Raw genomic sequence first — 17004 nt, 5'->3', positions numbered from 1 at the left:
GACCTCCCGGGCCGATATTAAACGGTATGATGGCTTGACTCCGAACATGTCACGCGGATGGCAGCTCCTGCTCCCGAGTTCGGTACGGCATGTCGCGAGCGCCTAAGGCCAGGCATCCACAGGATACGGCCGGCGCCGTCGACGAGCAGCGGCTTCAGGTGACGCAGGCTGCGGGGAACCTTGGCGTCGACGAGTATATCTTGCACCTTCTTGGAGCCGTTTAGTCCCAATGGCTCCATCCGGTCTCCCGGCCTCCGGCTGCGCACCGCAAGCGGCATCGCAAGCTCCGCCTCGTCAAAAAAGGCCTCCCAGCGGGAGCCCGGCGAAGGGTCGCAGATCCCGGCCTCCCGGCTTATCCGGAATACAAGGCCGCACTCCGGCACCGCCATCTCGAGCCGCTCGGAACGCGCGGGGAGCTCCGCGACGGTATAGGCATAACCGGCTTGCTCGTCCGGCACGGGTCCTATGTACGCATAGCCATACTCCCGAAGCAGCACAAGTCCGCCCCCGATGTCGAAGCGGGCGACGTCCGGCCGCTCGGCCGTCAGTATCGCCACGATCTCTTCCACCTGCTCGAATCGAGCCTGGGCATGCGGTCCTGCAAGACCATTTAATATTAGTTTAATCATTCTGCGTTGTAAAGCAAGGTGAAGCCCCCGAACTTGGCCTATGTCGAGCCGCCATCCCCCGTCCGATCGTCTGGCCCCCGCGGCCAGCGCGCGTCGGGCTTCGGCTTCCATATATTCGTCGTCCGCCGATGCAAGCTCGGACAGGCGAGCCAACCCGGCGCGCAGGTCCGGATTGTATCGTTCGAGATAGGGAAGCGCTTCGAGCCTGATTGCGTTCCGGACATATTGCGTCTTGCCGTTGCTGCTGTCCGTCGCGAACGGCACGCCGTGCCGCTCGTTGTACGAGAGCAGCTCGCTTTTGGTTATACGCAGCAGGGGGCGTATGAGTTCCAACTCTTGCTCGGAACGCCGAATGGGAATTCCCGCCAGCCCGGTCACGCCGCTCCCCCGCAGCATCCGCATGAGCACCGTCTCGGCCTGGTCGTCCGCGTGATGGGCGACCGCGATCGTCTTGGCGCCATGCCGGCGCGCGGCGTCGCGCAGGAACGCGTACCGCCGTTCCCGGGAGGCTGCCTGAGAATTCATGCCCGTCGCTTCGATATAAGCGGGCATATCGATCTCTGCCAGCTCGAACGGGATCCCCCATGCGGCTGCGGTCTCGCGTACGAGCGCGGCTTCGGCATCGGACTCCTTGCCGCGGAACCCATGATTGACATGCGCCGCGATGACGAACCAACCGTCCCGTTCTGCCGAAGCTTGCAGCAAATGAAGCAACGCCATCGAGTCCGGCCCGCCGGAGACGCCCGCTAGGACGCGGGCGCCGGGACCGATGCCGAACGTATCTGTCAGCAACCGCGCGATCCGTACGGCCAACTCGTCTTGCGCCTCCACTCGTACTTCCCCCAATTCCCGTTCTATTGAAGCAGCCAGAATGCGGCGGCGGATACGCAAAGCAGCAACGAGGCTGCAAACAAGCCCGCCATCCATCCCGGCACCTTGCCGCGGCTCATGCGGACGGCCTCTTCCGCTGCTGCGCGCATGCGATTACGCCAATGATCGGACGCCTCGCGGGCATCCTTGAACTTGCCGTACAGCGCCAGTTCCATCCAGCTCTCCATCTTCCTGAGCTCGGCATGGCTGCGGACCAGCGCCATCAGCTCGCGCGGATGGCGATTCTGCGGCAGAAGCATCTTGGTCATATGCAGCAGGCGCTTGCCGTCGAGCGCGTGTATCCACAGCACGGCCACGGAAAAAACGTCGTAGGACGGATCCGCCGTCCGGCTGCCCGCCGACCAATAGCCCCGGTCGTACACTTCCGTGAACTGGCGTACCGAACGTCCCATCGCCGTCATGCCGCCGTAATCGACGAGCGACACCCGCCCGTAATCGGTGACGAGGATATTGTCGCTTTTCACGTCTCCGAACGCCCACCCAGCCGTGTGCAGCTCCGCTAGCCGGTTCAGCAGACGATAACCGACGACGCCGTACCAGGCGCCGCCATGCTCGGCCAGGTAGGTCTTCACGGGCACGCCCGGTACGTACTGCATGACATAAAACGGCAGGACTCTGCCCTGCCACTCCGCATCGTCCACATCCAGCAGAAAAGGCGGACGCTTCCGCTCCCGCTGATCCAGCGAGGCGAGCACGTTCGCTTCTGCTTGAAGGTCTTCGAGCTGCATGCCGATCTTCAGCGCGTAGGTCCGCAATCCGCTGACTGCCATATAAACTTGCCCGTTCGCTCCGACCCCGAGCATGCGCTCCAGCCGGTATGAACGTCCGTTCCACTTGCCGCGCAGTACCGTTCCGGCCGGCACGCGCGCGTCAGACGACGTAGTCACTCCGCATCCCGTCCGTATCGTCGCGCCTCGCCGGCGCGGTGTGCTGCGGTTCTGTTTCCAGTTTACCACAAGTTTCCCGGAAAAACTCCACAACGCGCAAAAGCGCGGGACCCGTCGGCGTCGTCCCTTTCATGCTGATGCGCCCGAAAATCTGGCCGATGCGGTCTGCGCGGTCCGTCCAGTCCAAGTCGAGCAGGCAAGCCTCATGCGAGCGCTCTCCGGGAAAATGGAACACCGCGACCGCGCTCTCGCCGCGTCTGGCCTGCAGGCTCAGCGCCAGATCCCGCACGGCCTCCTCGACAGCCCTCATTTTCGGCTTCATGCTCGCGCTGGCGTCGATCAGGAGCGCGACGCGCAGCTCCGCCGTTTCGCCCAGATCCTCCATGACGCGCACGATCTCCGCCCGCTTGTCCGGGGGCAGCTCCGCCGCGGACTCGACGCCGAAAATCTGCCGCAGCTCCCGGTTGACCTCGCCGCGAATCGTGCCTTGCACCGTCTGCCGCGTCATCATCTGCACTGTGCGGGACAGCAGCGCCGGCGACACGATCCGGCTCATGCCGCCTCCCGCGCGCGCAATCTCCGCGATCTCGAGCGCCCCCTGCTCGCCGATGCCTCCGTCGTCCACGATGCCGACGACATTGACGGAGATGCCCTCCGCCTGCGCGATCGACGCCGCGATGGCCGGGCTGTCCCCGACATTCGAGCAGCCGTCCGTAATCAGCAGGATTTGTCTCATGCGCCTCACTCCTTCTATCGCTATCATTCTAGCTACAGTGTCGCCAGATAACGCGAGATTTAATCCGGGTGCGGTACATGCTCCCTCACTAGCATGGAATATGCCGCTATTGCTGCGCTGGATGGGTCTTCGCCCAACCTTAAGGAACCTACGTGCCGCTATTTGCCTCGCACACACACTCTCGCTTTAATGAGATAGCGATCCACATACGGTTGGAATGCCCGGCAGCGTCGAACAAAAAGAGAGACCCTCGCAAGGATCTCTCTCAATAAGCGTTGCTGCCTGCCTAGCTAATTATCGTCTTCCGATCCGGTCGATCTGGCGCACGTCCGCGAGCAGCGGCTCGATCCGCTTCGCGGCGGTCTCCGCACGCGCGCGCAGGTCCTGCACCTTGGTCATCAGATCGAGCTGGATGAACTGAACCCGCTTTTTGGCGGCGCCGATGAATACTTGGTCGGCGGGGATGGACGCGGGCATCGCATTCAGCTTGTCGAGGATCGCCTGCGCCTGCTGCCGCGTCTCCTGCTCCATCGCCCGGCCCTGCGCCGCGGCGTTGGAAAGACCGGAGAGCGCGAGCTGCGCCGCTTTTTGATAGGTGTCCAGGATGTCGTCATAGGCCGCGGCAGCCTTGGGATCGCGCGCGATCTCCAGAATGGCTACGGGGTTGCGGATGCCCTCGAACGGATCGGCCGGGAACTGAGCGACCGCATCGAGCAGCTGTCCGGTCTCCCTCAGATAGGCATCGACGTTCAGGCGCGCGTTCTCGATCTCTTGCTCGATCGGCTCCATTTTGCCGACCGCGTATAGAATTTGAGCGAGATATTGCGCGTGCACTTTGTGATAGTCGAAAAAATGATTGGCGTTCGGACTCTCGGCAATCAGGTTCACCAGCTGCTTGAGCAGAAAGTTGCCGCCCTCTCGCGCCGCGAACAGCTTATATTGGTCATAAACGGCCTTCGCGGAGCGCAGGAGCGACTTTTCCTCCAGCACCTTTTCCTCGTTGCGCTTGATCTTAAGTGCGTCTCCCATCGCGGACCCGCCTTATCTGGAGCCGGCGGACACGAGGGAGGAGCTGCCCGTGCCGGCGTCTTCCTGGTCCTCCTGAGCGACCGGGGCCGGATTGAGCAGCGCATAGATCTGCGCAGCGGCCTGGTCCTTGTCGGTAAGGATCTGGACCGCGAGCCGCTTCATCTCGACTTCGGCTTCGAGCAGGGAATTGCGCAGCTCCTTCTCGCGGACCGACTCCGTCTGCAGGTTGCGGGAATAGCTGTCCAGCGCCTCGCCCTGGCCGAGCAGCGCTTCGACGACGATGCCGTCCGTCCGCAGCACATGGCGGCCCGCCGCCAGGATGATGCCCGGCACCGAGATCGAGGTTCCCGTCGAATCGTCGTGATAGACCGACGTATAGTCCTTTTTGACGCGCAAGTAATTCGAAGACGGAATGACGTTGCCGTCCTCGTCCTTGAACGGCTGTTCCTCCACGAACCGGTGATGCTTATCCTGATAGTCGAAAATATTGGCAAGCTGATATATGATGGCGTTGCGCACCTCCGTGCGTTTGTCGGGCACGATCATCTCTTCGAGCAGCGCGTCAAGCTGCGGCAGCGTGACTTCGCGGTACACCTTCTCCTCTTTGCCGTTGACCGTGTCGATCGTGAAATAGCCGATGCGCACGTCCACGAGATGGAGCAGCGTGATAAACTCCTGGTTCATCTGGCGGAAAACGAAGTTAAGCGTGCGGCTGACGTTGATATTCTCGATCTCGCGAACGATCGTCGACTCCTCGCCTGTCGTGCTCTTATCCTCGTAGGTCGTGTTGATCTGCACGTCGCGTCTGGCCGAGGCCTTGGCCACGTGCTTTTGCGTGTTGTTGGAAACGTTCTTGGCGAACTGCTCTCTCGCCGCGTTGGAACCGCCGCTCATGCTGGCGCTCACCTTGGCGCTGCCCCAGCCCCAGCTCGCTCCCGCTTCGGCCGCTACCTTGTACTCGTTGCTTTCCTCGTAATTCTTCTGATCCGCCTGCTCCTTGGCGATCGACTGCTCGAACTCTTCGGAGATGTCGTCCGTCACGGAGTCGAGAATCGTCGCAGCGCTCTTCATGGTCGACTCGCTCTGCGCATAGGAGCGGATGCTGATCTTGCTCTTCTCGCCCGGCAGCAGGGAGAATGTCTTGATCGTCCGGCCGGCGCCGTAGTTCGCCAAGTAGGACGACAGCCGGTACGACTCGACGAGGATGATGCGCTTGAGCCGCGAGTTGACCTCCGGCGTGATCGTGACGTTCACGGCGATCGTCGTCTCGACGAGATTGCCCGCATTGTCGTAAGCGCGCGCGGTGATCGTATGCTTGCCGCCTTCGTTCAGGGTGAGCGTGCCTTTCCAGGTCGACCAGTCGCCGGGCGACTTCTCCGCGGCGCGCACGCCGACCGGGCTCAAATCGAGCGCCAGCTCAACATACGCGATACCGCCGGCGTCAGCCGCCGTACCCGTCACCTGAATAACGGCTCCTTGCGAATACGGGCCCGATACCTGGGCGTTGTTGGCCGGCGTGGCGATGCTCACGGTAGGCGGCGAGGCGTCGACCAGCAGCGTGATGCTGTGCGTGCCGGTATTGCCCGCCGCATCGACGGCTTTGGCGACGATCGTATGGCTGCCGCCGGTGAGCGTGACCGTCTTCTTCCAGTTGGCATAGCCGTTCGCGCTCTCGGCCAGCTGCGCGGCGGTGCCGTCGACGGACAGCTCGACGCGGGCAACGCCGCGGTTGTCCCCCGCGATCCCTTCCACCGTGACGTTCACCGCGGCGCCGCCCTTGCTGCTAAGCAGCGCGCCGGCGGAAGGCGTGACGATCTTCACGGTCGGCACGACCGTGTCCGGCTCGGCGGCCAGCTGGACCGTGACGTTGATCTTGCTCGACGTCGTGAGCAGCGAGGCCGAATGCTTCGCCTTGGCCGTGATCGAGACCGGTCCCGACGTCGTAACCGTGGTCGTGTAGGACCACTGGCTGCCAGACAGCGCGGCCGCCTGAAACGCGCCGCTGCCGACCTGCACCTGCACGTAGGCGATGCTCCCTGCGCCGCTTAGGACCGAGGCCGTGCCGCGAATCTCCAGCGTCGCGCCCGTATAAGGCCCGGTGACCGTCCCGTTCGCGGCCGGAGACGCGATGCTGACCGAGAGCTCGACCGGATCCGGATCCGATCCGGGACCGGGATCCCCGGGCTCTTGCGGCTCGCGCGGCAGCATCGAAGGGACGTAACCGTCCGTTTCTCCCGTACCGCCGCCTTCGGCAGCTCTCAGCAGGCTCGCCCGGGCGGACGGCGCTGCCTCCAACACCGCGTCGGTCACCGGAGTCGCCTGCGTGAATACATAAGAGAGCGCACCCGTCATTGTCTTGGTGACGTTAAACTTGCGCCCCTCCGCCTCCTGACGCTCCACCTCCTCCGGCGTGAGATTGGCGAAGCGGGTCGTCATCCGTTCCCCCGAATTCTGCTTCGCCAGGAGCAGCTCCGCGGAAGGAAGCTCGGTTGCCGCAGCCGAGGCCGGCGCTGCCGCGAGCAGTCCTTCCCTCTGCAAGCCGTGTGCCGCCGTCGGCAGGAAGTAGCCGTCGTGCAGCTGCAGGTCGATGAAGTTGCGGCCGCTGTAAGCCGTCGGTTCCGGAACATTGTAGCTTAGCACCGGCGCGACTCCGTTGGGTTGAAGCTTGATCATCGGTTCCTGGCCGGCTTTCGAGGGATTTTCGTTTGCCATTTCATTATTCATCTCCGTTTCGCTCTTTAAGGTAAAACGGCGGGTTCACCGTCCGTTATCCATCCTAATTTTGCCAATAAGCGCGGTAACAAGCTAGTGTCGCCAGTCATGTGACCGTCATGAGACCGTCATGAGACAAGAGTCTCGTCCGCGTCCCGGAAGTCCCCTCGAGGCCTGTCGAAGGGAAGCCGGGATTGTCGGGGAAACGAAGAACCCTCGCGTTCCGGCCGCCGATCGCTCGACTTGCCGAATCGCAAGGGTCTCGTCTCCTAACTTAAAAGCCCTGCTCTGCCGCGTACTTGCCCCAATGCGGGCGGCGGCCGTCCACATCTACGATGCCGTACTCGTCGGACAAGCCCCAAGACGTAAAGACGCCGCCGGTCTTGGCGTGCAGCTGCGGGTCCGCAACCAACGCGGCGATGCCTTTCGCCGCGTAGTAAGGCGTCTCCGATTGCAGGAAATGCGGCTCCTGCGCCGCGCCGTCGCGCCAGTTGGCTTCGGTGACGCCGAAGTGATCGAGCATTTCCTCCGAGCGGAGGAAGCCGGGCGTGACCGCCAGCGCCGTGACGCCGTGCGGCTTGAGGTCGACGGCCATCCCCTGCGCCAGATGGATGGCGGAAATCTTGGTCAGGCTGTAATAAAGACTGCCGCGGTACCGGTAATCCCAGCCGTCGGTAATCTCCATCATGACGCCTCGCTTCCCTGCGACCAGCAGCGGAGCGGCGTACCGCGCGGTGATCAGATGCGACCAGACCGCTCTTTTTTGCATGGCCAATCCTTTCTCCAGATCGTGCTCCCAGAAAGGGACGCCCCACTGCGTAAGCGACTCCCCGCCCCAGATGTCGTTGACCGCGATATCGAGCCTGCCGCCCTGCTCGTCCGCGATCCGCTCGAAGAGCGCGCGGACTTGCGCCTCCTCCGTATGATCGGTCCGTACCGCGATGCCGCGGCCGCCCGCGCCGCTCACCATTTCCGCCGTCTCGTCGACGGTCTCCTTCCGCCCGATGTCGGACAAGCTGCCGCGCACGCTGCGCCCCGTGCAGTAGACCGTCGCCCCCTCGGCGCCAAGCGTCACGGCGATGGCTCTCCCCAATCCCCGCGTCGCCCCCGCCACGACCGCGATCTGTCCTTCCAGCCTTTTGTCGTTCATCCGGATCAGCCTCCCTTTACTCACGTTCGCTCACATTGTAGCGGGGTATTCAAGACATCCTTTGTCATATATAACTGTTAAAATGACAAAGAACCCTCTCGCGAAGGAGAAGATGACGATGAGAGCCGATCGGCTGCTTTATATTCTGCAATGCCTTCAAACGCAGCGTCTCGTGAGCGCGCGCGAGCTGGCTGCGAAGCTCGAGATATCCGAGCGCACTGTTCATCGGGATATGGAGGCGCTCGCCCAAGCGGGATTTCCCGTCTATGCGGAACGCGGGCCGCGCGGCGGCTGGATGCTGCCGGAAGGCTACCGGACGCGGTTAACGGGCCTGACGACGGACGAGATCGCGGGGTTGACGGTGCTCCAATCGTCGAGCGCGGTCAGCGACTTGAACCTGTCGGCGCCGACGGAAAACGCGATCGCGAAACTGGCTGCGGCACTGGCCGGGCCGGCGCGCGACGAAGCGGCGTATGTACGCAAGCATCTGCACGTGGACGGCGCGGGTTGGCATGACGCCAGAGAACCCGCGCCTTATCTGGGACTTGTGCAGCAAGCGGTATGGGAGAAGCGCAAAATGCGCATCCGTTATCCGTCCGGCGAGCAGACGGACGGCGCCGTGAGCGTGGTAATGCCGTGGGGACTCGTCGCCAAGCGGCATACCTGGTACTTCGCGGCGGTCAAAGATCGTCGTGAGCCGGAGGGGAAACCGGCTGCGGGGAGGAATGCTGAAAGCAGCGATGCCGCGGCAACCGAAGGTGCCGGGGCTGATTCGACGGGAGGAAACGCAGCGAACGACATTATGTACCGCCACCCAGACGATCGCGCAGCATCTACACTGCCCGAGCCCCGTACTTACCGCGTCTCCAGGCTCGCTGCAGTCGAGCTGCTGGAGGAGCGGTTCGAGGTGCCGGACGGGTTCGATCTGGCGCTATGGTGGGAGCGGTCGATGGCGCAGTTTCGCCGCGAGCTGCCTGTCTATCCGGTGCGCTTACTTGTCCGCGAGGAGGCCTGGACCCGATTCTCGCGGGAAATCTATGTCCGTATCCAAACTTGCGCCGACGCTGCGGACGGGTGGAAAACGGCCGATGCCGATTTTCACACGCTCGAATCCGCCCTCGGCATTCTCCTCGGGTACGGCGCTTCGATCCGGGTGCTGTCGCCCCGGGCGCTCGCCCGCTCGGTCTTCTCCGAAGCAAAAGCTCTCCTGGCGCTATACGAAGGGCCGGACTCGGCTCCCCAGGACCAGGGCCATATATAAGTCATCTGACGCGGCGCAAGGCCGCTGCTGTTCATCATCACCGATTGCTTGTTATCGTAGAGCCAGAAAACTTGACTCACCTCCGTGCGCTAACGCCGGCATGGCATGCGCTGATTCGTATATTTATAGGAACCCCTGGCGGGGAGCAAGGTAAATGCGCAGGCGGGCGATGAATGGTCGTACTGCCCGCGGATAATTGCTGCATCGTCACGTCAGATTGCCTGCCGACTCAATTGTTCCTGCCTCTGGCGGCCCCGTCGTGCTCACTTCCGTCTCTTGCCGATCCACGTCCCTGCGGCGGCGGTCCGAAAGCAGTCGCCCCTGCACGGCTGCCGCCTTCAACCGCGCGAGCTGGCGCGTATTCGGCATTCTGCGCTGGCGGAGCGCCTTCATGCGATGAGCGTCCATCGGATAGGAGAGATCTCGCTGCGCTTTCCGAGGTCCGATTCGCGCCTGATCGCTACCCGCGGCGTCCTGCGCTTCCGCGCCTCGATCCGCGACCTGCACATTCGCTGCCTGCTCGTTCGCTTCCTGTCCGTTCGCTGCCTGAATCGCCCGTACAAGATGGAGACCGGCCCGATGCTGGCGATCCGCCAGGCTGCGCTTGGGCTGCATCGGCAGCGCTTGCCCGGCGATCGATGGAGACAGACCCGGCGATGGCCGCACCGCCGCTGCCTCCAGCCGCTTTACGGCCAGATAGACTTGCTCCGCGATCGCCTCGATCCGTTCGTCGGTCAGCGTGCGGGTATCTCTGCCGAGCATCGTCCCGTCTCCGAGCCTCACCTTATTACCCCCGCCAAGCTTGCTCTGAATCCGCAGCACCATTCGAATCGCTCCCTCTCTTATTTTTGAAAATAACATCGCTTTAGCTCACCGTCCTTGGCCGTTCGAACCTGGATGCGCCCGTCCAGCGGAAGGACGCCCATTCGGGCTGATGCTTGCTGATGCGGGTGACGACGACCGTCATATCGTCCTTGACGCCGCCGCCCGGATGCTGCCTGAGCGCGATGTCGAGCAGCTCGTCCGCGATCTCCTGCGGATCCTCCGTCTCGATCTCCTGGAGCACCCGCTTCATCCATAGCTCCTTGTTCATCGCATGCACGGCGTGCCCCGGCGAATCGAGAATGCCGTCCGTCATCATGACCAGCGTGTCGCCCGGCTGCAGCTGGACCCGCAGCACGTCGATCTCGATGTCCTGCAGGATCCCGATCGGCAGATTGCCCGCGGCGATGGGGATGACCTCCCGGCCGCGCTTGATGAAGCTCGGCGTGGAGCCGATCTTCAGCATCGTCGCGCCGGCGCTGTACAGATCGATGAGCGCCAGGTCCACGGTCGCGAACGACTCATCGGGCGAGCGCAGCATGAGCACCGAGTTGACGGATTTGATCGCGAGCCGCTCGTCGATCCCCGACTGAAGCAGCTGCTCGAGCATCGACAGCGCCGCGCTGCTCTCCATGCGGGCCCGCGCGCCGTTGCCCATGCCGTCGCTCAGCGCGACGGCATACTTGCCGCTGCCGAGCTCGATCGCGCTGAAGCTGTCGCCCGAGAGCACGTCGCCGTCCTTGGCCGCGCCAGCCATGGCGGTCTCCACCTCGTAGGCCTTCGCCGAGGCGAAGGACACTGTCGTGAACCTGTCCGGTCGATCGGAGGTTCGCTCGTTACGGACGGACACGGTCTCTCCGAGGATGTCCGACAGGAGCGGGGCGATCACCTTGCGCCCCTCGTCGAAGCCGGGCTTGAACGCATGCACGATCTCGATCTCGATCTGCCCTTCCTCGAGGCTTACGATATCGATGTGCTGGATCGCGAGGCCGAGCTTGTCCAGCTCCTCGCGGATCTGCTCCTCCTGATGGCTCTGCTCCCTCGCCTCTCGCCTGATTTCCCTCACCAGGTCGTCCATGACCTGGGAGACGCCCGACAACTGCTCGGCGACGAGCATTCGGCTGTCCTGCAGCTGCGTCCGCCAATGCAGGTCGTGGCGGTACAGCTCATATTGGCGCTTGAGCACGTCGAGGACTTGCGGAACTTTGACGCACTGCTTGTGCAGCGGCTTCGGAATGTCGGCCGGAGAGAGACTCGGCCTTTCCTCTACGGCGGACATCAGATCGGTCATCAGCTTGTAAGTCTGGAAAAACTGCTCGTCCCAGCATGCGCCGCGCTTGTGGCAGGTCGCGCAGTTGTGCTCGTGGACGGCGTTGATGAAATGTTCGAAGTCCTGGTTCTGCCTGGCCGTCTCTCCCGCCTGCGTCATCTGCGTAAAGCTGCGGGACAGCTGGCGGAACACCTCGGAGAAGCGCTCGACCCGCGCAGCCGTGAGATCGCGAACTTTTTGCGCGTATTCTTGCTGATTGCGTGCATAATTGGAGGTGCCGGGCACATATTGTGCTATAGAGTCCGTCCAAGACTTCGGCGTGAAGGCGATCAGGACGGAAGCGGCGAGCGAAGCCCAGATCGACGCCATTGTCTCTGCCGAGCTGCCCGTGTACAGCGCGAGCACCGTCGTGCCGAGCAGGAGGCCGAACACGGCGGCCGCCTTGCCTCCTTCCCGGAGAAGGCCCGCCAGCAAGCCGCCGAAGGCGAGCAGGCTGATCTGCGGCACGGATGCGAGGTCGGACAGGCTGAGGATGATGCCCGCGACGACGCCGGCGGACGTCCCGAGCGCCGGTCCCGCCGACAGCGCGAACAGCAGGACGATATACCGCGTGAACACGGCGCACAAGGCGACGCCGTAGATCGTCCAGCCCGTTAGCCCCGTCATGACCGAGGCGAGCAGGATCATGAGGCCGATCCACTCTTCGTGCCGCAGTCTGGCAGCCTTCGAGGTTTTGGCCAGCAGCGGCATCGCATGCACGAAGAGCAGCGTGAGCACGAGGGACAATCCGGCCTCGACGCCCGTCAGCAGATACGGCAGCCAGCCTCCGTCGTCCTGCATGACGGTGCCGAACAATCCGACCAGCAGACAGGAAGCGAGGACGACGATCGGCGCATGGGACAGGTCTGCGCGTTCATACGCTTCCAAGCCGCGATACAATAGATAGATGACGCCGATCTGCGCAGCGATGGCAGCCGGCTCCGGGGCCTGCGCCCAGAAGCTCCCCGCGATCAGCCCAATCGCCGCCCACCAGGCATGCTCCCTGCGCATATAAAGCGTGACGCCGTAGTAAGCCGCCGCAAAAGGCGCAATCCCTTCCAGCATAGAGGCGCGGCCGAGCAGGAATCCGAGAAGCGCGACCGCCAGCAGCCATAAGCCCTTTTTCCTTTCCAGCGACGTGCCCCATATCCTTCGCTCCTTCGCGGCGCCCGAGTGGCCGACCGCGGCCAATGCGCCTCCTCCCGTCATTGCCGGCCCGTCCTTCCTGCCGAACCACTGCTTTCCTCTGCTCTTCCCGCTTGCTTTACGCTTGTTCGATGCTGCCGCGCCCGCGTCTTGCCCGGACCGGGGAACGAACGGAATGACGGATGGCTTGTCCATGTCTGGCACCTGCTTTCCTATGTTCGATCGCGTGAATGTTTTTAATTATAGAAGGGCGCATTCAGGAAGTTTGTCAGACCGCGTTGGCGAACGAAAAGTTTTTTCCGACAGATCCCACGTCCGAGAAGGGCGCTTGGCGCGGTTCAGGTTTATGGCGTCGCGATGCGGTTTATCCTGTTGTTTTCCGCTTAGCGCCTTCTGCAAAACGTTTAAAACCGCCGCTATCCGACGGCATATAGGAGCCGCTATGCTGACGGCATTCGAGGACCGTTTGACGTACGAACGCGAATCGCGGACGACCTGCGCCGACATGGAATTACTTTCGGGCGATATGCTATGATACGGGGGTGAAAACAGGACAAGGGGGATTATGAATAATGATTAAAAAAAGAACGCGAGTCGTCGGCGTACTGCTGCTGCTCGCTGCCGTGCTGCTGCTCGTCGCGGGCTGCGGCGCTCGCAATAATCAGAACGAATCGGGGGGCGCATCTTCCCCGGCCGCGACGGAGACGGCTTCGGCATCCGAATCGGCGGCGCCTTCATTCGATCCTTCCTCGGACAACGACCCGGTCGTCACGATCGAAATGGACAGCGGAGACAAGATCGTCATCGAGCTGTATCCCAAGGTCGCGCCGAATACCGTCAATAACTTCATCTCTCTGGTCAAAAAAGGCTTTTACGACGGCACGATCTTCCATCGCGTCATCCCCGGCTTCATGATTCAGGGCGGCGACCCGGAGGGTACAGGCGGGGGCGGACCCGGCTATACGATTAAAGGCGAATTCTCGGCAAACAACGTAGACAACCAGCTGCTGCATACGCGCGGCGTTCTCTCCATGGCACGGAGAGGCGACAGCAACGACAGCGCCGGCTCGCAGTTCTTCATTATGGCAGCGGATTATCCGTCTCTGAACGGTCAGTACGCTTCCTTCGGCAAGGTCGTGACCGGCCTGGAGACGGTGGACAAGATCGTCGCGCTGCCGACCGGAGAGCAAGACCGCCCCGTCGAGCCGCCCGTTATGAAGAAGGTCACCGTCGATACGAAGGGCGTAGATTATCCGGAGCCGGAGAAGATGGCCGAATAACGGCGCGCCGGTCAAACGCAAAAAGAAGACCTTCGGGAGAAAGCTCCCGAAGGTCTTCTTTTTGCTGCCGCCCCTCGAGCCACGCTCCGGGGTTTGTTTTGACGCTATTTGACGATGCTAACGAGAACCAAGGCGGCGCCGATCGCGATGAACGTCATGACGAAGTAGAAAAACCATCTCACGGCCGCGGGCATGGCGCTAAGATCCGCCCGGCGCGAGGGAACGCCGACGATCCGATTCATATGGTCGGTCACGTCGTTGAAGACGAGGCTCTCCTCTGCGTCCTCCCGAATAACCTCGGCCTGCGTCTCGTGCGTTCGATCTCTTTTCATCCGGATCCCTCCAATTCGCTTGCGAATAGGATGTCCTTCGTCGTTCAATGACGTCCAACCTGATTATAAGAAACAAATAAGCCGGACTCGCGAGTCCGGCTGCATATCTATATCGCGCAACACGATCCAATTCTCAGAGGGGCTCCGATCAGGAACGACGGCCGCCTCTTCCGCCACGCTTGGATTCTGTGCTCTTCTTCAGGTTGGAGATGCGTTCTTCGCTATCCTTCAGGAAGCGGGATACTTTGTCCTCGAAAGTGGCGCGGACCGGTCCTCCGGGTCTGAAGTTCCTGCCTCCGCGATCGCCTCCGCCGCCGCGAGGTCCGCGCGGGGGGTATTGCTGCTGTTGTTGCTGTTGCTGTTCGGGCGGTTTGTCGACCGCTTGCCGGATGGACAGCCCAATCTTCCCGTCTTTGTCCACGTTGATGACTTTGACGGTGACGGCATCGCCGACCTTTAGGTGGTCCTTGACGTCCTTAACGTAGCTGTCTGCAATCTCGGAGATGTGCACGAGGCCCGTAACGCCGCCGGACAAGTCCACAAACGCTCCGAAATGCGTGATACCGGTAACTTTACCCTCTAATTTGGAGCCCACTTCGATGGCCATAAAAACCGAATTTCCTCCCTGAAGAAAGTGTGCCGAGATCCTAGCGGCTTCAAACGATAAGTCCGGCTGTGCTGATTATAACCGATCTAGAAAAGTAAGGTCAACCGACGTCCGCCCTTGCGGGGCTTGGCCTCGCAGATTTCTCAAGGGTTCTTCGGCTTAACGATGATGGATTGCTGGCCTGGACGGGTCATTCCCTGCTGTATGGCGATCTGTCCGATATACTCATCGTCATGCAGTCGGACGATCTCCTTCTTAAGCGTCTCGTTCTTCAGCTGGACCTCGGATAGCTTGATCTTCACGTCGTGCAGCTGCGTGGAGCGCTCGGACGTGTGCTGCTGCTGTATGACCAAGGTGTAGACCGCCCAGCTCATGAACAGAATGACGAAAAGAAGCAAAAGTTTGAGACGTCTCTTGAGTCCGACCGAAGCCGGGGTGTTCGCTGCAGTGCTGGTTGGCATTCGGTCGCTCCTCCTAGCAGTCCCTTGCGCACGCTATAAATGGTGTACTTATTATAGCATAATCCCGAGAATTCGAAATATCCTTCTATCGTCATGCTTTACGGACGGATTGTGTCGATTACTCGTCGGGATCCGGCTTATCCGAAGGATCGTCCGGTCCTTTCAAAACGCGCCATACTTCCTTTACCCGCGCCACGATCCGCTGAAACAACAGTTTTGCGCGGTTGAATTGGTTTCGAACCGGCAGCAGCCTGTCCCACAGCCAACGGCCCGGCGGACCGAGCGGGCGGAGCAGCAGTTTGGCCAACCAGAGCAGGAGGGCCGCCGTCACGACGAAGATCGCGTCAAGCAGGCTCGCAAGCGTACGCACGATCCACATCATAGGGACGATTAGCAAAATCCGTACGATGCGCCAGAGCAGCAGCCCTAGCTTGCGCAGCGTCTCGAAGATCCAGCCTGCGGCCCGCAGCACATGCGAGCTGAACAAACCGAAATACGCGCAAACGCCGATGCCGATGCCTAAAAACACATAGAGACGCACTTCGCCGTAATTGACGCCGAGAAGGATGCGGAACACGATCAGCGTAGCGGCGACCCAGTACAGAAGATCGAGCAGCGGGAGCAGCCAGCGGCGGAAATGAAGACGAGCGGCGGCGGCCCGATAGATATCGAATACGGTGCCCATGCCAAGCCCGCATAGAATCATCGCGCCGATCGTCGACCAGTGGACGGCCGCGTTCACCGGAAGAGCTTCCCGAGCAAGCCCTTCGACTTGGAGGCGGCTTTGCCGTCCAGGTAGACGAACGCGTCGATCGTGCCCTCGATGGTCACGAGTCCCTGCTCCAGGCTTAAATTTTTCATATGAAGGTTATGTCCGCGAACCGCGAGCGGCCCGCAGGACGTGTCCAGCAGAAACTCCTCGCTGTCGAAGCTCTCGACCTGGCTCACGCCCGTGATATCCATTAATTTGCGGTTCTGCAGACGAACATCCTGCACCTTGCCGCTCTTTCCCTGGTCCATGGCGCGTCCCTCCTTTAGATGAGACTAGCATATGGGCCTGTACAGAGAATTAGAACGGACATGCCGGAGAATGCGCGCGGACATAAAAAAATCCCTTATCCCCGGGCTGGAGATAAAGGATCTTCAGAGGAAAAAGTCGTCGCTCTCGCGTTTGCGCACTTCTTCTTTGACGATTGCGTAGAGGCCTTCGGCATCTTCCTTTTTGGTCGATTCGAGCAGCTTCTCCACGCGGACCGTCAGGATGCGCTGGCCATACTGGATCTCAAGCTCGTCGCCGATCTTCACGTCGGCGCTCGGCTTGGCTTCGCGCCCATTGAGAAGGACGCGTCCCTGATCGGACACGTCCTTCGCGACGGTGCGCCGCTTGATCAGCCGCGACACCTTCAAAAATTTATCGAGGCGCATCGATTACTTGACTGCGTCCTTCAGCTTGTTGCCGGCTTTGAAGGCAGGAACCTTGGAAGCGGCGATCTCGATCGTCTTGCCCGTTTGCGGGTTGCGGCCTACGCGGCCGGAGCGGCTGCGGGTCTCGAACGTGCCGAAGCCGATCAGTTGAACCTTGTCGCCGGAAGCCAGCGCGTCGGATACTTCGCCCAGGAAGCTGTTAAGTACGTTCTCTACGTCTTTCTTCGTCAGGCCGCTTTTTTCGGAGATGTTGTTGATCAGGTCAGTCTTGTTCATGGTTAATATTCCTCCCATAATTGGAAATCTTAAATTGGGTTGGCGCCGTCC

Annotated in this window: 17 protein-coding genes; 2 read left to right on the top strand and 15 right to left on the bottom strand. The window is 61.6% G+C overall.

All coding sequences use genetic code 11. The features are described 5' to 3' along the window. Positions 1 to 17: 17 nt before the first annotated feature. The 6 genes from tilS to ACFOTD_RS20815 form a co-directional block, all read right to left on the bottom strand. The gene (tilS, locus tag ACFOTD_RS20840; RefSeq protein WP_378121859.1) at positions 18 to 1460 is read right to left on the bottom strand and encodes a tRNA lysidine(34) synthetase TilS; all 1443 of its coding nucleotides are present in this window, start codon (positions 1458 to 1460) and stop codon (positions 18 to 20) included. A gap of 23 nt (positions 1461 to 1483) precedes the next feature. Beyond that, complete coding sequence (locus ACFOTD_RS20835) at positions 1484 to 2407, bottom strand: protein kinase domain-containing protein (RefSeq protein ID WP_378121858.1); 924 nt, start codon at positions 2405 to 2407, stop codon at positions 1484 to 1486. Continuing rightward, positions 2391 to 3143 (bottom strand): vWA domain-containing protein, encoded by a 753-nt coding sequence (locus ACFOTD_RS20830; RefSeq protein ID WP_378121857.1) that lies wholly within the window; start codon positions 3141 to 3143, stop codon positions 2391 to 2393. Before ACFOTD_RS20830 ends, ACFOTD_RS20835 begins: the two co-directional genes overlap by 17 nt. A gap of 294 nt (positions 3144 to 3437) precedes the next feature. Beyond that, positions 3438 to 4172, bottom strand: coding sequence for a hypothetical protein (locus ACFOTD_RS20825; RefSeq protein WP_378121856.1), 735 nt, complete (start codon positions 4170 to 4172; stop codon positions 3438 to 3440). 12 nt (positions 4173 to 4184) lie between these two features. After that, on the bottom strand, positions 4185 to 6884 hold the full coding sequence (locus tag ACFOTD_RS20820) for an Ig-like domain-containing protein (protein WP_378121855.1): 2700 nt from the start codon (positions 6882 to 6884) through the stop codon (positions 4185 to 4187). A 274-nt stretch (positions 6885 to 7158) separates the two neighbouring features. Beyond that, positions 7159 to 8034, bottom strand: coding sequence for an SDR family oxidoreductase (locus ACFOTD_RS20815; RefSeq protein ID WP_378121854.1), 876 nt, complete (start codon positions 8032 to 8034; stop codon positions 7159 to 7161). 118 nt (positions 8035 to 8152) lie between these two features. On the opposite strand from ACFOTD_RS20815, the gene ACFOTD_RS20810 reads away from it, so the two are divergent. Next, positions 8153 to 9295 (top strand): helix-turn-helix transcriptional regulator, encoded by a 1143-nt coding sequence (locus tag ACFOTD_RS20810; protein WP_378121853.1) that lies wholly within the window; start codon positions 8153 to 8155, stop codon positions 9293 to 9295. Positions 9296 to 9502: 207 nt separating this feature from the next. Here the strand turns inward: ACFOTD_RS20810 and ACFOTD_RS20805 are convergent, their stop codons facing one another. Next, on the bottom strand, positions 9503 to 10120 hold the full coding sequence (locus ACFOTD_RS20805) for a hypothetical protein (protein ID WP_378121852.1): 618 nt from the start codon (positions 10118 to 10120) through the stop codon (positions 9503 to 9505). A gap of 40 nt (positions 10121 to 10160) precedes the next feature. Continuing rightward, positions 10161 to 12767 (bottom strand): stage II sporulation protein E, encoded by a 2607-nt coding sequence (gene spoIIE, locus ACFOTD_RS20800; RefSeq protein ID WP_378121851.1) that lies wholly within the window; start codon positions 12765 to 12767, stop codon positions 10161 to 10163. A 377-nt stretch (positions 12768 to 13144) separates the two neighbouring features. Between spoIIE and ACFOTD_RS20795 the strand changes: the two genes are divergently transcribed. Next, on the top strand, positions 13145 to 13852 hold the full coding sequence (locus tag ACFOTD_RS20795) for a peptidylprolyl isomerase (RefSeq protein ID WP_378121850.1): 708 nt from the start codon (positions 13145 to 13147) through the stop codon (positions 13850 to 13852). 104 nt (positions 13853 to 13956) lie between these two features. Here the strand turns inward: ACFOTD_RS20795 and ACFOTD_RS20790 are convergent, their stop codons facing one another. From ACFOTD_RS20790 to ACFOTD_RS20760, 7 genes are all read right to left on the bottom strand, one after another. Continuing rightward, on the bottom strand, positions 13957 to 14184 hold the full coding sequence (locus ACFOTD_RS20790; protein WP_378121849.1) for a hypothetical protein: 228 nt from the start codon (positions 14182 to 14184) through the stop codon (positions 13957 to 13959). Positions 14185 to 14332: 148 nt separating this feature from the next. Further along, complete coding sequence (locus tag ACFOTD_RS20785; protein WP_090117826.1) at positions 14333 to 14791, bottom strand: S1 domain-containing RNA-binding protein; 459 nt, start codon at positions 14789 to 14791, stop codon at positions 14333 to 14335. A gap of 143 nt (positions 14792 to 14934) precedes the next feature. Then, on the bottom strand, positions 14935 to 15252 hold the full coding sequence (locus ACFOTD_RS20780; RefSeq protein ID WP_378121848.1) for an FtsB family cell division protein: 318 nt from the start codon (positions 15250 to 15252) through the stop codon (positions 14935 to 14937). Between the two features lie 118 nt (positions 15253 to 15370). Next, on the bottom strand, positions 15371 to 15994 hold the full coding sequence (gene yabQ, locus ACFOTD_RS20775; protein WP_378121847.1) for a spore cortex biosynthesis protein YabQ: 624 nt from the start codon (positions 15992 to 15994) through the stop codon (positions 15371 to 15373). Further along, the gene (gene yabP / locus ACFOTD_RS20770) at positions 15991 to 16272 is read right to left on the bottom strand and encodes a sporulation protein YabP (protein ID WP_378121846.1); all 282 of its coding nucleotides are present in this window, start codon (positions 16270 to 16272) and stop codon (positions 15991 to 15993) included. The genes yabQ and yabP overlap by 4 nt, the downstream gene beginning before the upstream one ends. A gap of 123 nt (positions 16273 to 16395) precedes the next feature. Then, positions 16396 to 16677, bottom strand: a complete 282-nt coding sequence (locus ACFOTD_RS20765; protein ID WP_378121845.1) for an RNA-binding S4 domain-containing protein — start codon at positions 16675 to 16677, stop codon at positions 16396 to 16398. A gap of 3 nt (positions 16678 to 16680) precedes the next feature. Continuing rightward, complete coding sequence (locus ACFOTD_RS20760) at positions 16681 to 16953, bottom strand: HU family DNA-binding protein (RefSeq protein WP_090117831.1); 273 nt, start codon at positions 16951 to 16953, stop codon at positions 16681 to 16683. Between the last annotated feature and the right edge of the window lie 51 nt (positions 16954 to 17004).

The organism is Cohnella sp. GCM10012308 (assembly GCF_042649185.1).
Taxonomy (GTDB): domain Bacteria; phylum Bacillota; class Bacilli; order Paenibacillales; family Paenibacillaceae; genus Cohnella.
Note: the sequence above shows the minus strand (reverse complement) of the source record. Positions and strands in the feature narration are given on the sequence as shown.

Excerpts from the sequence above, each read along its gene's own strand:
- ACFOTD_RS20830 (WP_378121857.1), bottom strand. The coding sequence starts at position 3,143 with ATGAGACAAATCCTGCTGATTACGGACGGCTGCTCGAATGTCGGGGAC.
- ACFOTD_RS20825 (WP_378121856.1), bottom strand. The coding sequence starts at position 4,172 with ATGGGAGACGCACTTAAGATCAAGCGCAACGAGGAAAAGGTGCTGGAG.
- ACFOTD_RS20820 (WP_378121855.1), bottom strand. The coding sequence starts at position 6,884 with ATGGCAAACGAAAATCCCTCGAAAGCCGGCCAGGAACCGATGATCAAG.
- ACFOTD_RS20815 (WP_378121854.1), bottom strand. The coding sequence starts at position 8,034 with ATGAACGACAAAAGGCTGGAAGGACAGATCGCGGTCGTGGCGGGGGCG.
- ACFOTD_RS20810 (WP_378121853.1), top strand. The coding sequence starts at position 8,153 with ATGAGAGCCGATCGGCTGCTTTATATTCTGCAATGCCTTCAAACGCAG.
- ACFOTD_RS20805 (WP_378121852.1), bottom strand. The coding sequence starts at position 10,120 with ATGGTGCTGCGGATTCAGAGCAAGCTTGGCGGGGGTAATAAGGTGAGG.
- spoIIE (WP_378121851.1), bottom strand. The coding sequence starts at position 12,767 with ATGGACAAGCCATCCGTCATTCCGTTCGTTCCCCGGTCCGGGCAAGAC.
- ACFOTD_RS20795 (WP_378121850.1), top strand. The coding sequence starts at position 13,145 with ATGATTAAAAAAAGAACGCGAGTCGTCGGCGTACTGCTGCTGCTCGCT.
- ACFOTD_RS20790 (WP_378121849.1), bottom strand. The coding sequence starts at position 14,184 with ATGAAAAGAGATCGAACGCACGAGACGCAGGCCGAGGTTATTCGGGAG.
- ACFOTD_RS20785 (WP_090117826.1), bottom strand. The coding sequence starts at position 14,791 with ATGGCCATCGAAGTGGGCTCCAAATTAGAGGGTAAAGTTACCGGTATC.
- ACFOTD_RS20780 (WP_378121848.1), bottom strand. The coding sequence starts at position 15,252 with ATGCCAACCAGCACTGCAGCGAACACCCCGGCTTCGGTCGGACTCAAG.
- yabP (WP_378121846.1), bottom strand. The coding sequence starts at position 16,272 with ATGGACCAGGGAAAGAGCGGCAAGGTGCAGGATGTTCGTCTGCAGAAC.
- ACFOTD_RS20765 (WP_378121845.1), bottom strand. The coding sequence starts at position 16,677 with ATGCGCCTCGATAAATTTTTGAAGGTGTCGCGGCTGATCAAGCGGCGC.
- ACFOTD_RS20760 (WP_090117831.1), bottom strand. The coding sequence starts at position 16,953 with ATGAACAAGACTGACCTGATCAACAACATCTCCGAAAAAAGCGGCCTG.